A 15195-nucleotide genomic window follows, 5' to 3' on the forward strand; every position below is an offset into this window, starting at 1 on the left:
AGCGGGATCACCGGCACCGCCGTCGCCGGCCGGCCTTCCGCCGGCGACCCGTTCCCGTCGGTGTCTCCCGCTTCCGCGTTCGGAACCGGCCGCCGCAGTCCGTCGGTCGTCATCCCGTCACCCCCACCAGTTCGTCGCCGATGTGCCCTGCCACTTCGTCCAGCCCGAGCAGCAGCCGCAGGACCGGCAGCACGGCGTCCGCGCGCACCGGGTCGAGCTCCGCCGCGAAGCCGGGTATGCCGGAGCCGGCCCCGGTCGCACCGTTCCCGGTCCCCGGCCCTCGCCGGACCAGTTCGCCGAGGGTCCGCCGCACGCCGGGCTCGTACGCCGAGAACGTCCGCCGCAGCAGGGGCAGCACGTCCGTGAACGCCTCCGGCGGCACCCCGGTCAGCCACGCGTCGACCAGCCCGAGCAGCCGCTCGTCGTGCACCAGGAGCATCCCGCCCCCGGAGCCTCCTCCGACGAAGCCCTCGATCCACGCGGCCGCGTCCGGCGGCGGCGTGCCCGGCGACAGGACGAGCCCCATCAGCCGCGCCGCCTCGTCCTGCGCCAACTCCCCGTCGTCCAGCAGGAGCCGGACGGCCCGCCCCCTGATCACTCCGGGTACGGTGTCCCGCCCGCACAGCACCCGCAGCACCGAATGCCAGCGGGCTCTCAAGCGGCCTCGTCCCGCCGCGGGGGCGTCCCCCAGGAGTCCCACGGCCCCGTGCACGGCGTCGACATGACGCCGCATCTCCTCGGCGCCGTCCGCGTCGAGTGCGGCACAGGCCGGGGGCAGGCCGACGAAGACCCGCTCGGCCAGACCCGCCGCGACTTCTCCCAGGGCTCCGGTGTCGGTGCCGCGCACATCGCCGTAGCGCAGGGAGCGGACCAGGGCCGGCAGCGCCTCGGCGAGCCGGCCGACGTCCGCGTCGAGGGCCGCCCGGTCGGCGAGGATCCGCATCACCGTCGGCAGGGCGCCGGGCAGTTCGGCCAGCAGGCAGCGCTCGGCGAGCGCGGTGACGTCGGCGAGCCCCTGCGCGGTGACGGCGTCCGCCTCGGCCTTGGCGGTCGCGGCGGACAGGACGGTCGTCCCCCACACCCCGGCCTCGGCGACCCGCACCGACAGCTCGGGCTCCCAGCGCAGCCGCCACGTCTCGCGGAACGTGCCCGTGCTGCCCCGCGAGGCGGCCGGTTCGCCCCACGCGACGCCGAGCAACCGCAGCCGGTGCAGCAGTCTGCTGCGGTCGGCGTCGGTCTCCTTGCGCAGGTCGAGCTCCAGCTCCCGCTCGAGCGCCTCCGGCTTCAGCCGCAGGCGGCGCTGGAGCCGGGCGAGGTCCCGCTGCAGCGGAACCGCCGGGGCCGTTGCCGGCACCTCCCCCAGCACGTCCCCCACGACCAGCCGGTCCCGCACCAGCTCCAACGGCACGTCCGAGCCTTCGCACATCACCGCCCGCACCGCGTCGGTCGTCTCGCTCAGGCCGGGCAGCGGACGGCCCCTCATCGCGGCGAGCGTCTCGGCCAGCCGCACGGCCTCGATGACGTGCGCGGAGGAGACGAGCCGGTCCTCGGCGCGCAGCAGGCCCGCCACCTTGGTCATCCACCGCTCGACCGGCCGGTCCGGGGCGCTGAACAAGTGCCCGTACCAGCCCGGCGAGTCGATGCCGGCTCCGTAGCCGCTCACCCGGGACAGCCGGCGGTGGGTCCACGGCACCCACGTCATGTCGGTCTTGACCTTGGGCAGCCCCTTGAGCAGGGCCTTGTCGGCGGCAACGGTGGTCTTTTGGCGCAGAGCGGGCACATGCCACGCCCCGCACACGACGGCCACGCCGTCCTCGAACTCCCGCTGCGCGGCCCGCAGCTGGAGCCGCATGTAGGCCTCGCGCACCAGGTCCCGGTCGTGCCCCCCGCTGCCGTAGGTCTCCCGCAGCGCCCCCATGGCCTCCTCGAGCACGGTGAACGGCGCGAGCGCGTCCCCCTTCCCCGCCCCCCGGTGCTCCACGACGTCCTCCCACCACCGCTCCGGGTCGTCGTAGCCGGCGGTCTCGGCGAGCACACCGAGCGGATCGATCCGCACGTCGCCGGGTCCGGGGCCGGGTTCACGTCCGGGGCCGGATCCGGGTTCGGGTGCCGGGCCGTGTCCGGTTCCGGGTCCGCATCCCGAGCCACCCTCGCTGTCCGCCGCCTCGGCATCCAGCGGAGAGTCCCCCTCCACTCCGGCCTCGTCCTCCTGCCTCCCCCACGCCAGCGTGTGCGTGGCCGGCAGGTCGATGAAGCGGGCCGGGACGTCGTGTTCCAGGGCCCAGCGGATGGCGACCCACTCCGGGGAGAACTCGGCCAGCGGCCAGAACGCCGAGCGGCCGGGCTCGTCCACGGCGTGGGCGAGCAGGGCGACCGGCGGCCGCATCTCCTCGTCGGCGGCGAGCGGAATCAGGGCATCGGCCTCCGGCGGCCCCTCGATCAGCACGACCCGCGGCCGGGCCTCCTCCAGCGCCGCCCGCACGGCCCGCGCCGACCCCGGCCCGTGATGCCGCACCCCGAGCAACAACGGCCCCGCCCCGGCCGCCCGGCCCACGGCTTCTTCCAAGCCCGTCACTTGGTCCCCTCCCCTCGCATGCCCTGTCCCGCAACCGACCCCCGCCCCGCGTCGCTCACACGCTCACCTCCCGGCAGGCCCGGTAGAAGTCCTTCCAGCCGTCCCGCTCGCGGACCACCGTCTCCAGGTACTCCTGCCAGACGACCCGGTCGGCCGCCGGGTCGCGGACCACCGCGCCGAGGATGCCCGCGGCCACGTCACCCGCCCGCAGCACGCCGTCGCCGAAGTGGGCCGCCAGGGCGAGCCCGTTGGTGACGACGGAGATCGCCTCGGCCGTGGACAGCGTGCCGCTCGGCGACTTCAGCTTCGTCCGGCCGTCGGTCGTGATCCCGTCGCGCAGCTCGCGGAAGACCGTGACCACCCGGCGGATCTCGTCGAGGCCGTCGGGCGCGGCCGGCAGGTCGAGGGAGCGGCCGATCTGGTCGACCCGGCGCGAGACGATGTCGACCTCGGCCTCGGGGCTCTCCGGCAACGGCAGCACCACCGTGTTGAAGCGGCGGCGCAGGGCGCTGGACAGGTCGTTGACCCCGCGGTCGCGGTCGTTGGCCGTGGCGATCAGGTTGAAGCCGCGGACCGCCTGCACCTCCTGGCCGAGCTCCGGTATCGGCAGCGTCTTCTCCGACAGGATGGTGATGAGCGTGTCCTGCACGTCGGCCGGGATGCGGGTCAGTTCCTCGACGCGGGCGGTCATGCCTTCAGCCATGGCCCGCATGACCGGGCTGGGCACGAGGGCGTCGCGGCTCGGGCCGTGGGCGAGCAGCTGCGCGTAGTTCCAGCCGTACCGGATGGCCTCCTCCGGTGTGCCGGCCGTGCCCTGCACCAGCAGGGTGGAGTCGCCGCTGACCGCTGCGGCCAGATGCTCGGAGACCCAGGTCTTCGCCGTGCCGGGCACGCCGAGCAGGAGCAGGGCGCGGTCGGTGGCGAGTGTGGTGACGGCGACCTCGACGATGCGGCGCGGGCCGACGTACTTGGGTGTGATCACCGTGCCGTCCGGCAGCGTGCCGCCGAGCAGGTACGTCGCCACCGCCCACGGCGACAGCTTCCAGCGGGCCGGACGCGGACGGTCGTCCTGCGCGGCCAGCGTGGCGAGTTCACCGGCGAAGGCGTCCTCGGCGTGCGGCCGCAGCGCTTCTGCCTCAGGTACGTCCGCGGGTGCGCCCGTGCCCGCGTTCGCGGGCGCGGACCCGTTCTGGCTCGGGTCGACGGACGTCGGTTCTACGGACACAGGCATGGCTGAGTCCCCCTCCAGCTCGGCCGGTTCGGATCTGGCATCCACGTTGCACCACACCACTGACAATGCGTTCTGACCTGCGCAAACGCTCCGCCGAAGCCGCTCGCGGACCCGATTGTCAGTGGTGGGATCTACCTTCGATGACATGACTCAGCAGGGGGTGCGCTGGACTGCGGACCAGGTGCTGGCACTGGCGCCTGACGCCGCATCACGCAAAGCGGGAAGCAAACTCGGCGCGGCGGGGCCGTGGTCCGAGGCGGGGAGTTCCGACGAGGGGACGGTGTGGGGGCTGTGCAAGGGCAGCGGAAGCAAGCCGTATCAGACGATCGTGGACATCGCGGACGCCTCCGGGCCCGCGTACAAGTGCAGTTGTCCGAGCCGGAAGTTCCCGTGCAAGCACGCGCTCGGGCTGCTGCTGCTCTGGGCCGGCGGCGACGGAGCGGTGCCGACGGGAGAGGCGCCGGAGTGGGCCGGGCAGTGGATAGCGGGGCGGCGCAAGCGCGCGGAGGAGAAGAAGGCCGGGGACAGCTCCGGTTCGCCGTCCGGGTCCGCTGATCCGGAGGCTGCGCGGCGCCGGGCGGAGCGCCGGGCCGAGCGGGTGACGGCGGGCGCCGTGGAGCTGGAGCAGCGCCTGACAGACCTGTTGCGCGGCGGCTTGGCCTCGGCGGAGCAGTCGGGCTACGGCCTGTGGGAGGAGACGGCGGCCCGCATGGTCGACGCCCAGGCTCAAGGTCTGGCCTCGCGCGTCAGGGAGTTGGGGGCCATACCGTCCACCGGTCCGGGCTGGCCGGTGCGGCTGCTGGAGGAGTGCGCGCTGCTGCATCTCCTCGGTCAGGGCTGGCTGCGTCGCGAGCGGCTGCCCGACGCCCTCGCCGCGACGGTGCGCTCCCGCGTCGGTCTGCCGGGCTCCGCGGACGGACCGCCTGTGCGGGACCGCTGGCTGGTGCTCGCCCAGTACGACACGGCGGACACCCGCCTGACGACCCGCCGGATCTGGCTGTACGGCGCGGACTCGGACCGCACCGTGCTGCTCCTCTCCTACGGTGCCGCCGGCCGCGCCCCGGAGCTGGCGCTGCCGGTCGGGCTGTCCCTGGATGCCGAGGTGTCCGCCTACCCGGGCGCCGGGCAGCCGCGGGTGGCCCTGGGCGAACAGTTCGCCCCACCCTCGCCGACGGCGATGCGTCCGCGGGGGATGACGACGTCCCAGGCCGCCGCCCGTTACGGCGACGCCCTGCGCGACGATCCCTGGCTGGAGTCCGTCCCGGTGACGCTGGACCGGGTCGTCCCCACCCCGGACGGCGACTCCTGGCAGTTGGCGGACGAGGACGAGGACGCGGCGTTGCCGCTCACACCGGCCGCGCGTTCCCGGCCGGGCCTGTGGCGGCTCGTCGCGCTGTCGGGCGGCGCCCCGGTGCGGGTCTTCGGCGAATGCGGCCACCAGGGTTTCACTCCGCTGACGGCGTGGCCGGAAGGCCCGGGCGAGGCGACAGCCCTGTGCTGAGCCGGCGCCGCCGCCGACGCCGGCGCGCATGCCGGCGCCGGCGGCCGGGCCTTTCCGGCCCACCCCTCCTCCCCCACAAATCCGCGAATTTTTCAGGCATCCCGGGACAACCGGTAAGGGTGAGCCTTCAACCACCCCGGGCGCCCCATGGAAAGGAAGCTCATGACCAGGACCTCCGCTCCTGTGGCCGCGCCCGCGACGGGCGTCTGGGAGGGGCTCGTCACCACGGCACTGCTGGGCACGGACCGGCGCACACCGCCTGGCACCGGGCCGGGCCCGGAGGCACCGGCGGCCCTGCTGGACGCGGCGGCCGTGGAGACCGTACGGCGACGGGCCGGTCTGCGTCCGGCGCCGGCGGCGGAGCGTCCGCAACCGACACCGGAGGACCCGCGTCCGCCTCTGCCGCAGGCGGCCGCCCGCAGACTCGCGATACTGCTGGCCGACCGCCCGGGCGCGTCCGGCGGCGGCCGTCGGGGTACCGCGCCCGACCTGACGGAGCTGCTGCCCCAGTGGCTCGCGGCGGCCAACGCCCGTGGTTTTGCCCCGCCTCCGCAGCTGCTGCCGGCCTTGCTGGACGCGGCCCGGGGGCGTACGGACCTGCGTCCGGCGGCGCTGGAGTTCGCGGGGCCGCGGGCCCTGTGGCTGGCCCGGCTGAACCCGGACTGGCGGTTCGCCCTGCGCTCGACGCCGGGCGGCGGAGCGGCCCTGCCGCATCTCGATGACGCCGACAGCATCCGGCAGCTGTGGCAGGAGGGCCTGTTCGCCGAACGGGTCGCCCTCCTGTCCGCCCTGCGCTCCCGCGAACCGGCTGCCGCGCGCGACCTGCTCGCGACGACCTGGGCGACGGAACGGGCCGAGGACCGGCTGATGTTCCTCGACTCGCTGCGCGCGGGCCTGGGGCCGGACGACGAGCCGTTCCTGGAACAGGCCCTGGCCGACCGCAGCCGCAACGTCCGGGCGACGGCGGCGGAGCTGCTGTCGGCGCTGCCCGGTTCGGCGCTCGCGGCGCGGATGGCGCTCAGGGCGGAGGCGTGCGTCGCCATCGACCACATGCAACCCACCCGGCCCGCCCAAGATGCCCCGGCCACCGGATCCACCGTGGCCACGCCGACGATCACCGTCGAAGCGCCGCACGAGTGCGATCCCGACATGGAGCGCGACGGAGTCGTGGCGAAGGCCCCCGCCGGGCGCGGGGAACGGTCGTGGTGGTTCGGCCAGTTGGTGGAGGCGGCCCCGCTCGGGACCTGGTCGCGGCGGCTGGGCGGGCGGACACCCCGGGAGATCGTGGCTTTGCCGGTCACGGACGACTGGCAGGGCGAACTGCACGCGGCGTGGTGCCGGGCCGCCGTGCGCCAGCGGGACGCCGAGTGGTCGCGGGCGCTGCTCGGAGAGCCCTCGGCACCGGAAGCGGGCGGCCCGGGCGCGGTGTCCCTGGCCGAACGCGCCAAGCTGCTCGGCACGCTGGACGCCGCCGAGCGGGCCGAGTGGGTGGCCGGCTTCATCGCGACGCACGGCCTGTCCGAAGCGTTTCAGCTGCTCGGGGTGTGTGCGGTGCCCTGGGCGCCGCCGCTCGGCCGGGCGGTGGTGGACGCGCTCAACATCGCGCGGGACGCGGGGAGTTATCCATGGAGTTTCAGCGGAGTCATGGGCCTGGCCGAGCGCTGCCTGGACCCGTCCGAGGCCGGCCGCCTCGACGCCCTGCTGGCCGTACCGGACGAGCCGGAGAACGCGTCTCCCGGCGCCGGGGGCTACTGGGCGGAGGCTTTCCAGCGCCTGGTCACGACGCTGCGCCTGCGCGCGGCGATGACGGAGGAGCTGAACACTTCCTGACCCGGGCCCGCGTCACGGAGCCCGGCGGCCACCCACCGGCTCCGGCCCCGGCCCCGGCCCCGGCCCCGGCAGACCATCACCACACGCGAGCAGACCGTAACCAGCCGCAGACAGCACCCCCGACAAACCGTAACCACCCGCAGACAGCACCCCGGGCAGACCATCACCACCGGCAGACAAACCCCCGGGCCACCGGCACACCACCCGGCACCACCGCCGGAGGCCTACGCCCCGGCCGGCTGGCGTGCGTTCGCCCGGACCCAGTCCACGATCGACGCCGTCGTCGCGCCGGGCGTGAAGATCTCCGCGACGCCCTTCTCCTTCAGCAGGGGAATGTCCGCCTCGGGGATGATCCCGCCGCCGAAGACCAGGATGTCCTCCGCGTCCCGCTCCTTGAGCAGGTCGATCACCGCGGCGAAGAGCGTGTTGTGCGCGCCGGAGAGGATGGACAGCCCGATCGCGTCGGCGTCCTCCTGGAGGGCCGTGTCGACGATCTGCTCGGGAGTCTGGTGGAGCCCGGTGTAGATGACCTCCATACCGGCGTCGCGCAGCGCCCGCGCGATGACCTTGGCCCCGCGATCGTGGCCGTCGAGTCCCGGCTTGGCCACCACCACGCGGATCGGACCGGCTGCCACACCCATCACTGCCTCCATGAAGCGACTACATCCATCCGTATCGACAAGTACCGCACATATCGCGCTCGTCGTACACGCCGCACCGCACGGACACCCTGCCCCGATTCGTCCCGGCAAGTGAACGAACGTTATCTCCAGGATCCCGCGACCGGCAGTTTCGCGGTGCGGACCGAGGGGGAAATCACACGATGGGACAAGCGCAAGGGGAGCCGCGACGAGGTCGCCGTACCGCCGCCCCACCCACCACGCACAGCGGCGGTACGGCACTTCGGTGAAGGCACGCGGGACACGCAGGGCACGCACAGCACGCAGGGCAGACACGGCGCAACAGCGGGGAGCCTCTTCGCCACACCGGCAGGGGACCTCGTCGCATCACTGGCGTCACATGCGCCACAAGCCGCGCTCCTTCCCCGCGACTCACGCCGCTCACGCAGTCATCAGCCGTCTTCGCCGCTGCTTTCCACGAGGGCATACGGGGGGCGGCAGGCCTCCCGCGTGCCGACAGGAGGTCGGCCATGAAGGTCACCAGGGCTGCTCTGCCCTTTCTTCCGTTCTGCCAGCGTCTGCTGCCGAGCCGTCTGGCGGGACTCTCGCTGGCACTCCTGAAGGCCACGGCCCTGGAGATCGCGATTCTGGCCGGGCATCTCCTCCTCTATCCCTCCGGCATCACGCAGGAGCGACGGACCCCCACCCCGGCCCTGCCCACGGCCGGAGCCGCCCAACTGCCCACGGAGGCCAAGCCCCCGGTCGTCCTGCTGCACGGCTTCATCGACAACCGCTCGGTCTTCGTCCTGCTGCGCCGCAGCCTCGCCCAGCACGGCAGGCAGCAGATCGAGTCCCTCAACTACTCGCCACTCACCTGCGACATACGCGCTGCGGCCGAGTTGCTCGGCCGCCATATAGAAGAGGTCTGCGAGCGCACCGGAGCCCAGCAGGTCGACGTCGTGGGGCACAGCCTCGGCGGCCTGATAGCGCGTTACTACGTGCAGCGGCTCGGCGGCGACACGCGCGTGCGCACTCTCGTGACACTCGGCACGCCGCACTCGGGCACCCGGGTGGTGCCCCTGGCCGACGCGCACCCCATCGTGCGCCAGATGCGCCCCGGCTCACCGGTGCTCGAGGAGCTCACTCGGCCGGCCCCGGGCTGCCGTACGCACTTCGTCAGCTTCTGGAGCGACCTGGACCATGTGATGGACCCGCTGGAGACGGCCTGCATCGACCATCCCGACCTGACGGTGCAGAACGTGCGGGTGACCGGCATCGGTCATCTCGCCCTGCCCGTGCACCCCGCTGTCGCCAACGGAATACGGCAGGTTCTCGACACGGCCCACGAGGGTGAACCGTCCGTCGGCCGGACCGGCGGTCTGACCGTGGCCTGAGACTCGTCATACAGCGGGCACTCAGCGTCGAAGCACCGATCAGCCTCGAACAAACTTCGAACACAGGGCCAAACCCGTGCCCGTCGTCCGCCAAAACACGGCCGAATGCCCGTTTCCTGCGCGCGCGAAACCTGCCGAAGATTGTCGTGCCCGCGTACCGCCGGGTACAGTCGCCGCACTGCTCTGGCAGCCCCTGTTGTCGAGGCGAAAGAGAAGTTGGTGAACGACCGTCACCCGTCGGGGACCATGACCCCGGCTCCGGCTTCCGACGCCGACTCGGCGCACTACGCGTCGTACGGCACCCAGGAAGCCCAGTACGGCGACTTCACCACGTACGGCGACTACGCCGCCACCGGATTTGACACCACCGGTACGGACGGCACCGGTTTCGCCGCCACCGGCCACACCACCGCGACGTTCGCCACCGACCCCCTCTTCGGCGACATGCCGGGCAGCGGCCACGACACGGGCGCCTATGACACCGGCCACTGGCCCACCGGCACGCACGACAACCCGCACTACGACGCGTACGCGGCCCAGCACCACGCCGCCTACGACACCGGCGTCTACGACACGACGTCCTGGACGGCCGAGCAGCAGCCGCTCTCCGTCATCCCGCCGCAGGCCACCTCCCCGGACAGCACCGGGCAGTGGGACACCGGCGCCTGGCTCCAGCCCGACCAGTCCGGCAATCCGGCCGACCGGACCCAGCAGTGGGAATGGGGCACCCAGGCCTTCGACACCGGTGCCTACGACGCCACGCAGTGGAACACCGACGGCGCCGGCGCCCCGGCCCCCGACGCGTACGAGGAGCACGGCGAAACCTTCGAGCAGCACGAGACGGCGACGTTCGAGCAGGTCGCCTTCGACGAAGCCGACGGGGCCGCCTACCACGATCCCGCCACGGACGACGGCGAGCCGGCCACCACAGGCGAACTGCCCACCGTCGCCCCGCTGCTGGACGGTCAGGAAGAGCTCGGCCCGCGTGCCGGCTCACGGGCGGCCGCGCGCGCCGGGGCCCGTTCCCGCCGCCGTACGCCGCCCAAGCGCTCGGCGCTGCTGACCATCGCGGTGCCCTCGGCGTGCGTGATGGGCGTCGCGGGGATCGCCGCCGCCTCCGTCGGCACCTTCTCCGACGACGGCGCCGCGGAGGCGCAGACGACCGCGGCGGACGTGCAGCCGGTGAAACCGGCCACCGCCAACAACAAGCTGGACACGCAGCTCCAGAGCCTCGCCGCCGGCGCGGACGACTTCGCCGACCGGGCCAGCCGTACGCAGGAGCGCATCGACCTCAAGGCCCAGCAGGCGGCCGAGCGCAAGCGCGCGGCGGAGGAGGCGGCCCGCAAGGAGCGGCTGCGCCCCAAGTTCGCCCTGCCGGTCGCCCGGCACGGACTCAGCGCCTACTACGGCCAGTCCGGCATCAACTGGATGTCCCTGCACACCGGTATCGACTTCCCCGTCTCGTACGGCACGACCGTGATGGCCGCGACCGACGGCACCGTGCGCACGCAGTGGAACAGCGCGTACGGCAACATGATGATCGTGACCGCGAAGGACGGCACGGAGACGTGGTACTGCCACCTCTCCACCTACACGGTCCCCTCCGGTACGACCGTGAAGGCCGGCGATCCGATCGCGCGCTCCGGCAACTCCGGCAACTCGACCGGCCCTCACCTACACTTCGAAGTGCGTCCGGCCGGCGGCTCGGCGATCGACCCGCTCCCGTGGCTGCGCAGCCACGGCATCGACCCGGCGTAACGTCCCGGCAGCCCCGCCGGTCGCCCGGCAGGGGCCGATCTCTCCGGTCTACAGCTTCTCCACCGGCGCGTACCGCAGCAGCAGCCGCTTCGGCTTGGTGTCCCCGAAGTCGATGGTCGCCTCGGCGTTCCCGCCCGTGCCCTTCACCGCCACGACGGTCCCGAGGCCGAACTGGTCGTGCGTGACCCGGTCCCCGACCGCCAGGGACACGACCGGCTTCTCGGAGGTCCGGCGCGTGGCGAAACCGGACGCGCCCGACGCCGACGAACGCGAACGGGACGACGACAGCGAGGCCGCCACCCCGGAGACGGGGCCGGAGGACGCGGGCGCGGTGGCTCCCGTCCGCTTCCACTCCACGTAGGCCGGCGGGATCTCCTCCAGGAAGCGGGAGGGCGGGTTGTACGAGGGCTGGCCCCAGGCGCTGCGCAGGGTGGACCGCGTCAGATACAGCCGCTCCCGCGCGCGTGTGATGCCGACGTACGCCAGGCGCCGCTCCTCCTCCAGCTCCTTGGCCTGGCCGAGGGCGCGCATGTGCGGGAAGACGCCGTCCTCCATGCCGGTCAGGAAGACGACCGGGAACTCCAGGCCCTTGGCGGTGTGCAGGGTCATCAGCGTGATGACGCCGTCGCCGTCCTCCTCGTCGGGGATCTGGTCGGAATCGGCGACCAGGGCGACCTGTTCGAGGAAGTCCGACAGCGTGCCCCGCTCCTCCTCGCCGCGTTCCTGCTCGAACTCCATGGCGACGGCGGCGAGTTCCTGGAGGTTCTCGATCCGGGTCTCGTCCTGCGGGTCGGTGGAGGCCTGCAACTCGGCGAGGTACCCGGTGCGTTCCAGGACGGCCTCCAGCACCGTGGCCGGTCCGGCGCCGGACTCGACGATCGTACGGAGGTCCTCCATCAGCGTGTTGAACCGCTTGACGGCGTTGGTGGAGCGCGCGGCCATGCCGTACGCCTCGTCGACGCGCTTCAGCGCCTGCGGGAAGCTGATCTTCTCGCGCTGGGACAGGGCGTCGATCATCGCCTCGGCACGGTCACCGATGCCCCGCTTGGGGACGTTGAGGATCCGGCGCAGCGGCACCGAGTCCTCCGGGTTGGCCAGCACGCGCAGGTAGGCCAGGACGTCCCGGACCTCCTTGCGCTCGTAGAAGCGGACGCCGCCGACGACCTTGTAGGGCAGGCCGACGCGGATGAAGATCTCTTCGAAGACGCGGGACTGGGCGTTGGTGCGGTAGAAGACGGCGACGTCGCCGGCTTTCGCCTCACCCGCGTCCGTGAGGCGGTCTATCTCGTCGGCGACGAACTGCGCCTCGTCGTGCTCGGTGTCGGCGACGTAGCCGGTGATCGTGGCGCCCGCGCCCGCGTTGGTCCACAGGTTCTTGGGGCGGCGGGACTCGTTGCGCTCGATGACCGCGTTGGCCGCGCTGAGGATCGTCTGGGTGGAGCGGTAGTTCTGCTCCAGCAGGATCGTCGTCGCGTCCGGGTAGTCCTCCTCGAACTGGAGGATGTTGCGGATCGTCGCGCCGCGGAAGGCGTAGATCGACTGGTCGGCGTCACCCACGACGCACAGCTCGGCGGGCGGTACGTCGTCCGGGCCGGGCGGGACGTCGACGGGGTGCTCGGAGGTGCCGACGAGTTCCCGGACGAGGGCGTACTGGGCGTGGTTGGTGTCCTGGTACTCGTCCACCAGCACGTGGCGGAAGCGGCGGCGGTAGTGCTCGGCGACGTCCGGGAAGGCGCGCAGCAGGTTGACCGTCGTCATGATCAGGTCGTCGAAGTCGAGGGCGTTCGCCTCGCGCAGCCGCGACTGGTACATCGCGTAGGCCTGGGCGAGGGTCTTCTCGAAGCCGTCCGTGGCCTGGGCGGCGAAGTCCTCCTCGTCGATCAGCTCGTTCTTCAGGTTGCTGATCTTGGCGCTGAAGGACTTCGGCGGGAAGCGCTTGGGGTCGAGGTCCAGGTCGCGGCAGACCAGGGCCATCAGGCGCTTGGAGTCGGCGGCGTCGTAGATCGAGAACGACGACGTGAAGCCGAGTTTCTTGCTCTCGCGGCGCAGGATGCGCACGCACGCGCTGTGGAAGGTCATCACCCACATCGCGTTCGCCCGCGGTCCGACGAGCTGCTCGACGCGCTCCTTCATCTCGCCGGCGGCCTTGTTGGTGAAGGTGATCGCGAGGATCTGGCCCGGGTGCACGCCCCGCTCGGCGAGCAGGTGGGCGATGCGGTGCGTGAGCACACGGGTCTTGCCGGAGCCGGCGCCGGCCACGATGAGCAGCGGGGAGCCGGAGTGGACGACGGCGGCGCGCTGGTTGTCGTTCAGCCCCTCGAGGAGGGCGGCGGTGTCCACCGGCGGGCGCGGCGCGCCGTCGCGGTAGTAGGCGTCCCGGTCCGGGGGCACGTCGAACTTCCCGCCGAACAGATCGTCCGGAACCGGCTCCGGTACGTGATCGTCCTCGGGTGGCGGCGGGGGCTCGTCCGCGGGGCCCCGCTGGGCCTGGAGGTCCGCCAGGAAGCTGTCGTCAAAGAGGCTGCTCATCGCTCTCCGAGTCTAGGGCGCACCACTGACAGCCCGCCGCCGCCCTGAGAACATCGCCGAAAGGATCCCCTCGTCACCGTGCATCCCCGCACGATCACAGCCCGCTACGCCGTCACAATTATGACGAACTCATGACCAAACCTCCGCCGCCGATGACTCTCGGCGACGCCCTCGGCTAAGGTCACGAAAATGTATCGGGCATATCGCCCATCAACCTTCACAAGGGCCACACGAGTTGGCTACCGTGCGGGCAGGCCGCACGACCCCCACCGGCGAACCTCGCCGGGCCGCGCGGCCTCCGCCGAGTCCGGTGTGCCGCAGCGGCAGCCGGAGCCGGGGACCCAACCGAGAACTCTGGGGTGAATCGGCCGGACTCCCTTCGCGGAGACGGCCGTAGGGCAACCCTTCCGATGTACCCGCCCGAACCCGACAGCTAACCCGGTAGGCGGAGCACGGAAGGAGTCGCCTCCCTTGGCGTCGCACCGCAAGTCGCGTCCCGCTGGTACGCGCGTCGCAGGCATACGGACCCCCGCCCTGGCAACGGCGGCCCTCACGTCCGTCGCCCTGCTGTCCCAGTCGGCCAACGCCGCCCCCGAGGCCGACGACAAGCCGAGTCTCGAGGAAGTCGAGAAGAAGGTCGACGACCTGTACCGCCAGGCCGAGTCGGCGACCGAAAAGTACAACTCGGCCAAGGAGAAGACCACCAAGCAGCGCAAGCGCGTCGACACCCTCCTCGACGACGTCGCCAAGCGCGCCCAGAAGCTCAACGAGGCACGGGAGGAACTCGGTTCCTTCGCCGCCGCCCAGTACCGCACCGGCGCCTCCGCCCCGGACACGGCGACGTTCCTGCTCGCGGACACCCCGCAGGACTACTTCGACCAGACCCAGCTGATGGACCGGATGACCGGCCGTCAGAAGGTCGCGGTCGACGACTACGTCACCCAGCAGTCCGAGACGATGAAGAAGCGCCAGGAGGCCACCGAGAGCCTCGAGACGCTCACCGAGACCCAGGGCGACCTGAAGACGGCCAAGGCCACCGTCCAGCGGAAGCTCGCCGACGCGCGCGATCTGCTGTCGAAGCTGACCGCCGAGGAGAAGGCACGGCTCGCGGCGATCGAGCGGGAGAAGCAGCAGGAGGCCGCCCGCAAGGCCGCCGAGCTGGCCCGGCAGCAGGCCGCGCAGCAGCAGGCGCAGGAGCAGGCCGCCCAGCAGCAGGACAGCGGCTCCTCGTCCACGGACTCGTCCACGGGCTCCGGCTCGTCCACCTCGACGGCCCCGGCCGACTCCTCGTACGCCACCAAGGCCGAGAAGGCGCTCGCCTTCGCCCGCGCCCAGATCGGCAAGCCGTACGTCTGGGGCGCCGTCGGGCCCGGCTCCTACGACTGCTCCGGGCTCACCCAGGCCGCCTGGAAGGCCGCGGGCGTCACCCTGCCGCGCACGACCTACGACCAGGTCAACGCCGGCACCACGGTCCCGCTGGCCGACGCCCGGCCCGGTGACCTGGTCTTCTTCTACGACGACGTCACCCACGTCGGCATCTACATCGGCAACGGCATGATGATCCACGCCCCGAAGCCCGGCACCTATGTGCGCGAGGAGTCGATCTACTACGACGGCGAGTCGGCGATCCACAGCGTGGTGCGGCCGGCCTGACGCCCGTACGTCATGGAGGGCACGCGCGTGTGGGGGCGCTCTCGCGTTTTTGAGGCGCCCGCGCGCGTGCCCCGCTCTTAACGCGCGCGGCGCCTCCTAGCATC

Annotated in this window: 9 protein-coding genes and 1 riboswitch; of the genes, 5 read left to right on the forward strand and 4 right to left on the reverse strand. The window is 72.4% G+C overall.

Annotation, left to right across the window (positions count from 1 at the left end):
* Window positions 1-109: 109 nt before the first annotated feature.
* A complete protein-coding gene (locus tag ACZ3I3_RS05755) occupies window positions 110-2575 on the reverse strand; it encodes a DUF5682 family protein (protein ID WP_467362890.1) in 2466 nt (821 codons plus the stop codon).
* 55 nt (window positions 2576-2630) lie between these two features.
* Window positions 2631-3806: an ATP-binding protein gene (locus ACZ3I3_RS05760; RefSeq protein ID WP_467362891.1), complete on the reverse strand. Its 1176-nt coding sequence runs from the start codon at window positions 3804-3806 to the stop codon at window positions 2631-2633.
* A gap of 145 nt (window positions 3807-3951) precedes the next feature.
* Between ACZ3I3_RS05760 and ACZ3I3_RS05765 the strand changes: the two genes are divergently transcribed.
* Window positions 3952-5307: an SWIM zinc finger family protein gene (locus ACZ3I3_RS05765; protein ID WP_467362893.1), complete on the forward strand. Its 1356-nt coding sequence runs from the start codon at window positions 3952-3954 to the stop codon at window positions 5305-5307.
* Window positions 5308-5469: 162 nt separating this feature from the next.
* Entirely contained in the window at window positions 5470-7137 is a 1668-nt protein-coding gene (locus ACZ3I3_RS05770) for a DUF5691 domain-containing protein (RefSeq protein WP_467362894.1), read from the forward strand.
* A 224-nt stretch (window positions 7138-7361) separates the two neighbouring features.
* Here ACZ3I3_RS05770 and ACZ3I3_RS05775 read toward each other — a convergent pair whose 3' ends face one another.
* Complete coding sequence (locus tag ACZ3I3_RS05775; RefSeq protein ID WP_037673345.1) at window positions 7362-7778, reverse strand: cobalamin B12-binding domain-containing protein; 417 nt, start codon at window positions 7776-7778, stop codon at window positions 7362-7364.
* 509 nt (window positions 7779-8287) lie between these two features.
* On the opposite strand from ACZ3I3_RS05775, the gene ACZ3I3_RS05780 reads away from it, so the two are divergent.
* Both ACZ3I3_RS05780 and ACZ3I3_RS05785 read left to right on the forward strand, forming a co-directional pair.
* Window positions 8288-9151, forward strand: a complete 864-nt coding sequence (locus ACZ3I3_RS05780) for a lipase family alpha/beta hydrolase (RefSeq protein ID WP_467362895.1) — start codon at window positions 8288-8290, stop codon at window positions 9149-9151.
* Between the two features lie 105 nt (window positions 9152-9256).
* A complete protein-coding gene (locus tag ACZ3I3_RS05785) occupies window positions 9257-10909 on the forward strand; it encodes a M23 family metallopeptidase (protein WP_467362897.1) in 1653 nt (550 codons plus the stop codon).
* Window positions 10910-10957: 48 nt separating this feature from the next.
* On the opposite strand, the gene pcrA is transcribed toward ACZ3I3_RS05785, so the two are convergent.
* A complete protein-coding gene (gene pcrA, locus ACZ3I3_RS05790) occupies window positions 10958-13438 on the reverse strand; it encodes a DNA helicase PcrA (RefSeq protein ID WP_467362898.1) in 2481 nt (826 codons plus the stop codon).
* A gap of 289 nt (window positions 13439-13727) precedes the next feature.
* A riboswitch (cyclic di-AMP (ydaO/yuaA leader) is annotated at window positions 13728-13901 on the forward strand.
* A gap of 8 nt (window positions 13902-13909) precedes the next feature.
* On the opposite strand from pcrA, the gene ACZ3I3_RS05795 reads away from it, so the two are divergent.
* On the forward strand, window positions 13910-15091 hold the full coding sequence (locus tag ACZ3I3_RS05795; RefSeq protein ID WP_467362899.1) for a C40 family peptidase: 1182 nt from the start codon (window positions 13910-13912) through the stop codon (window positions 15089-15091).
* The last annotated feature ends 104 nt before the right edge of the window (window positions 15092-15195 follow it).

This window comes from Streptomyces sp. NPDC016851, from assembly GCF_055562795.1.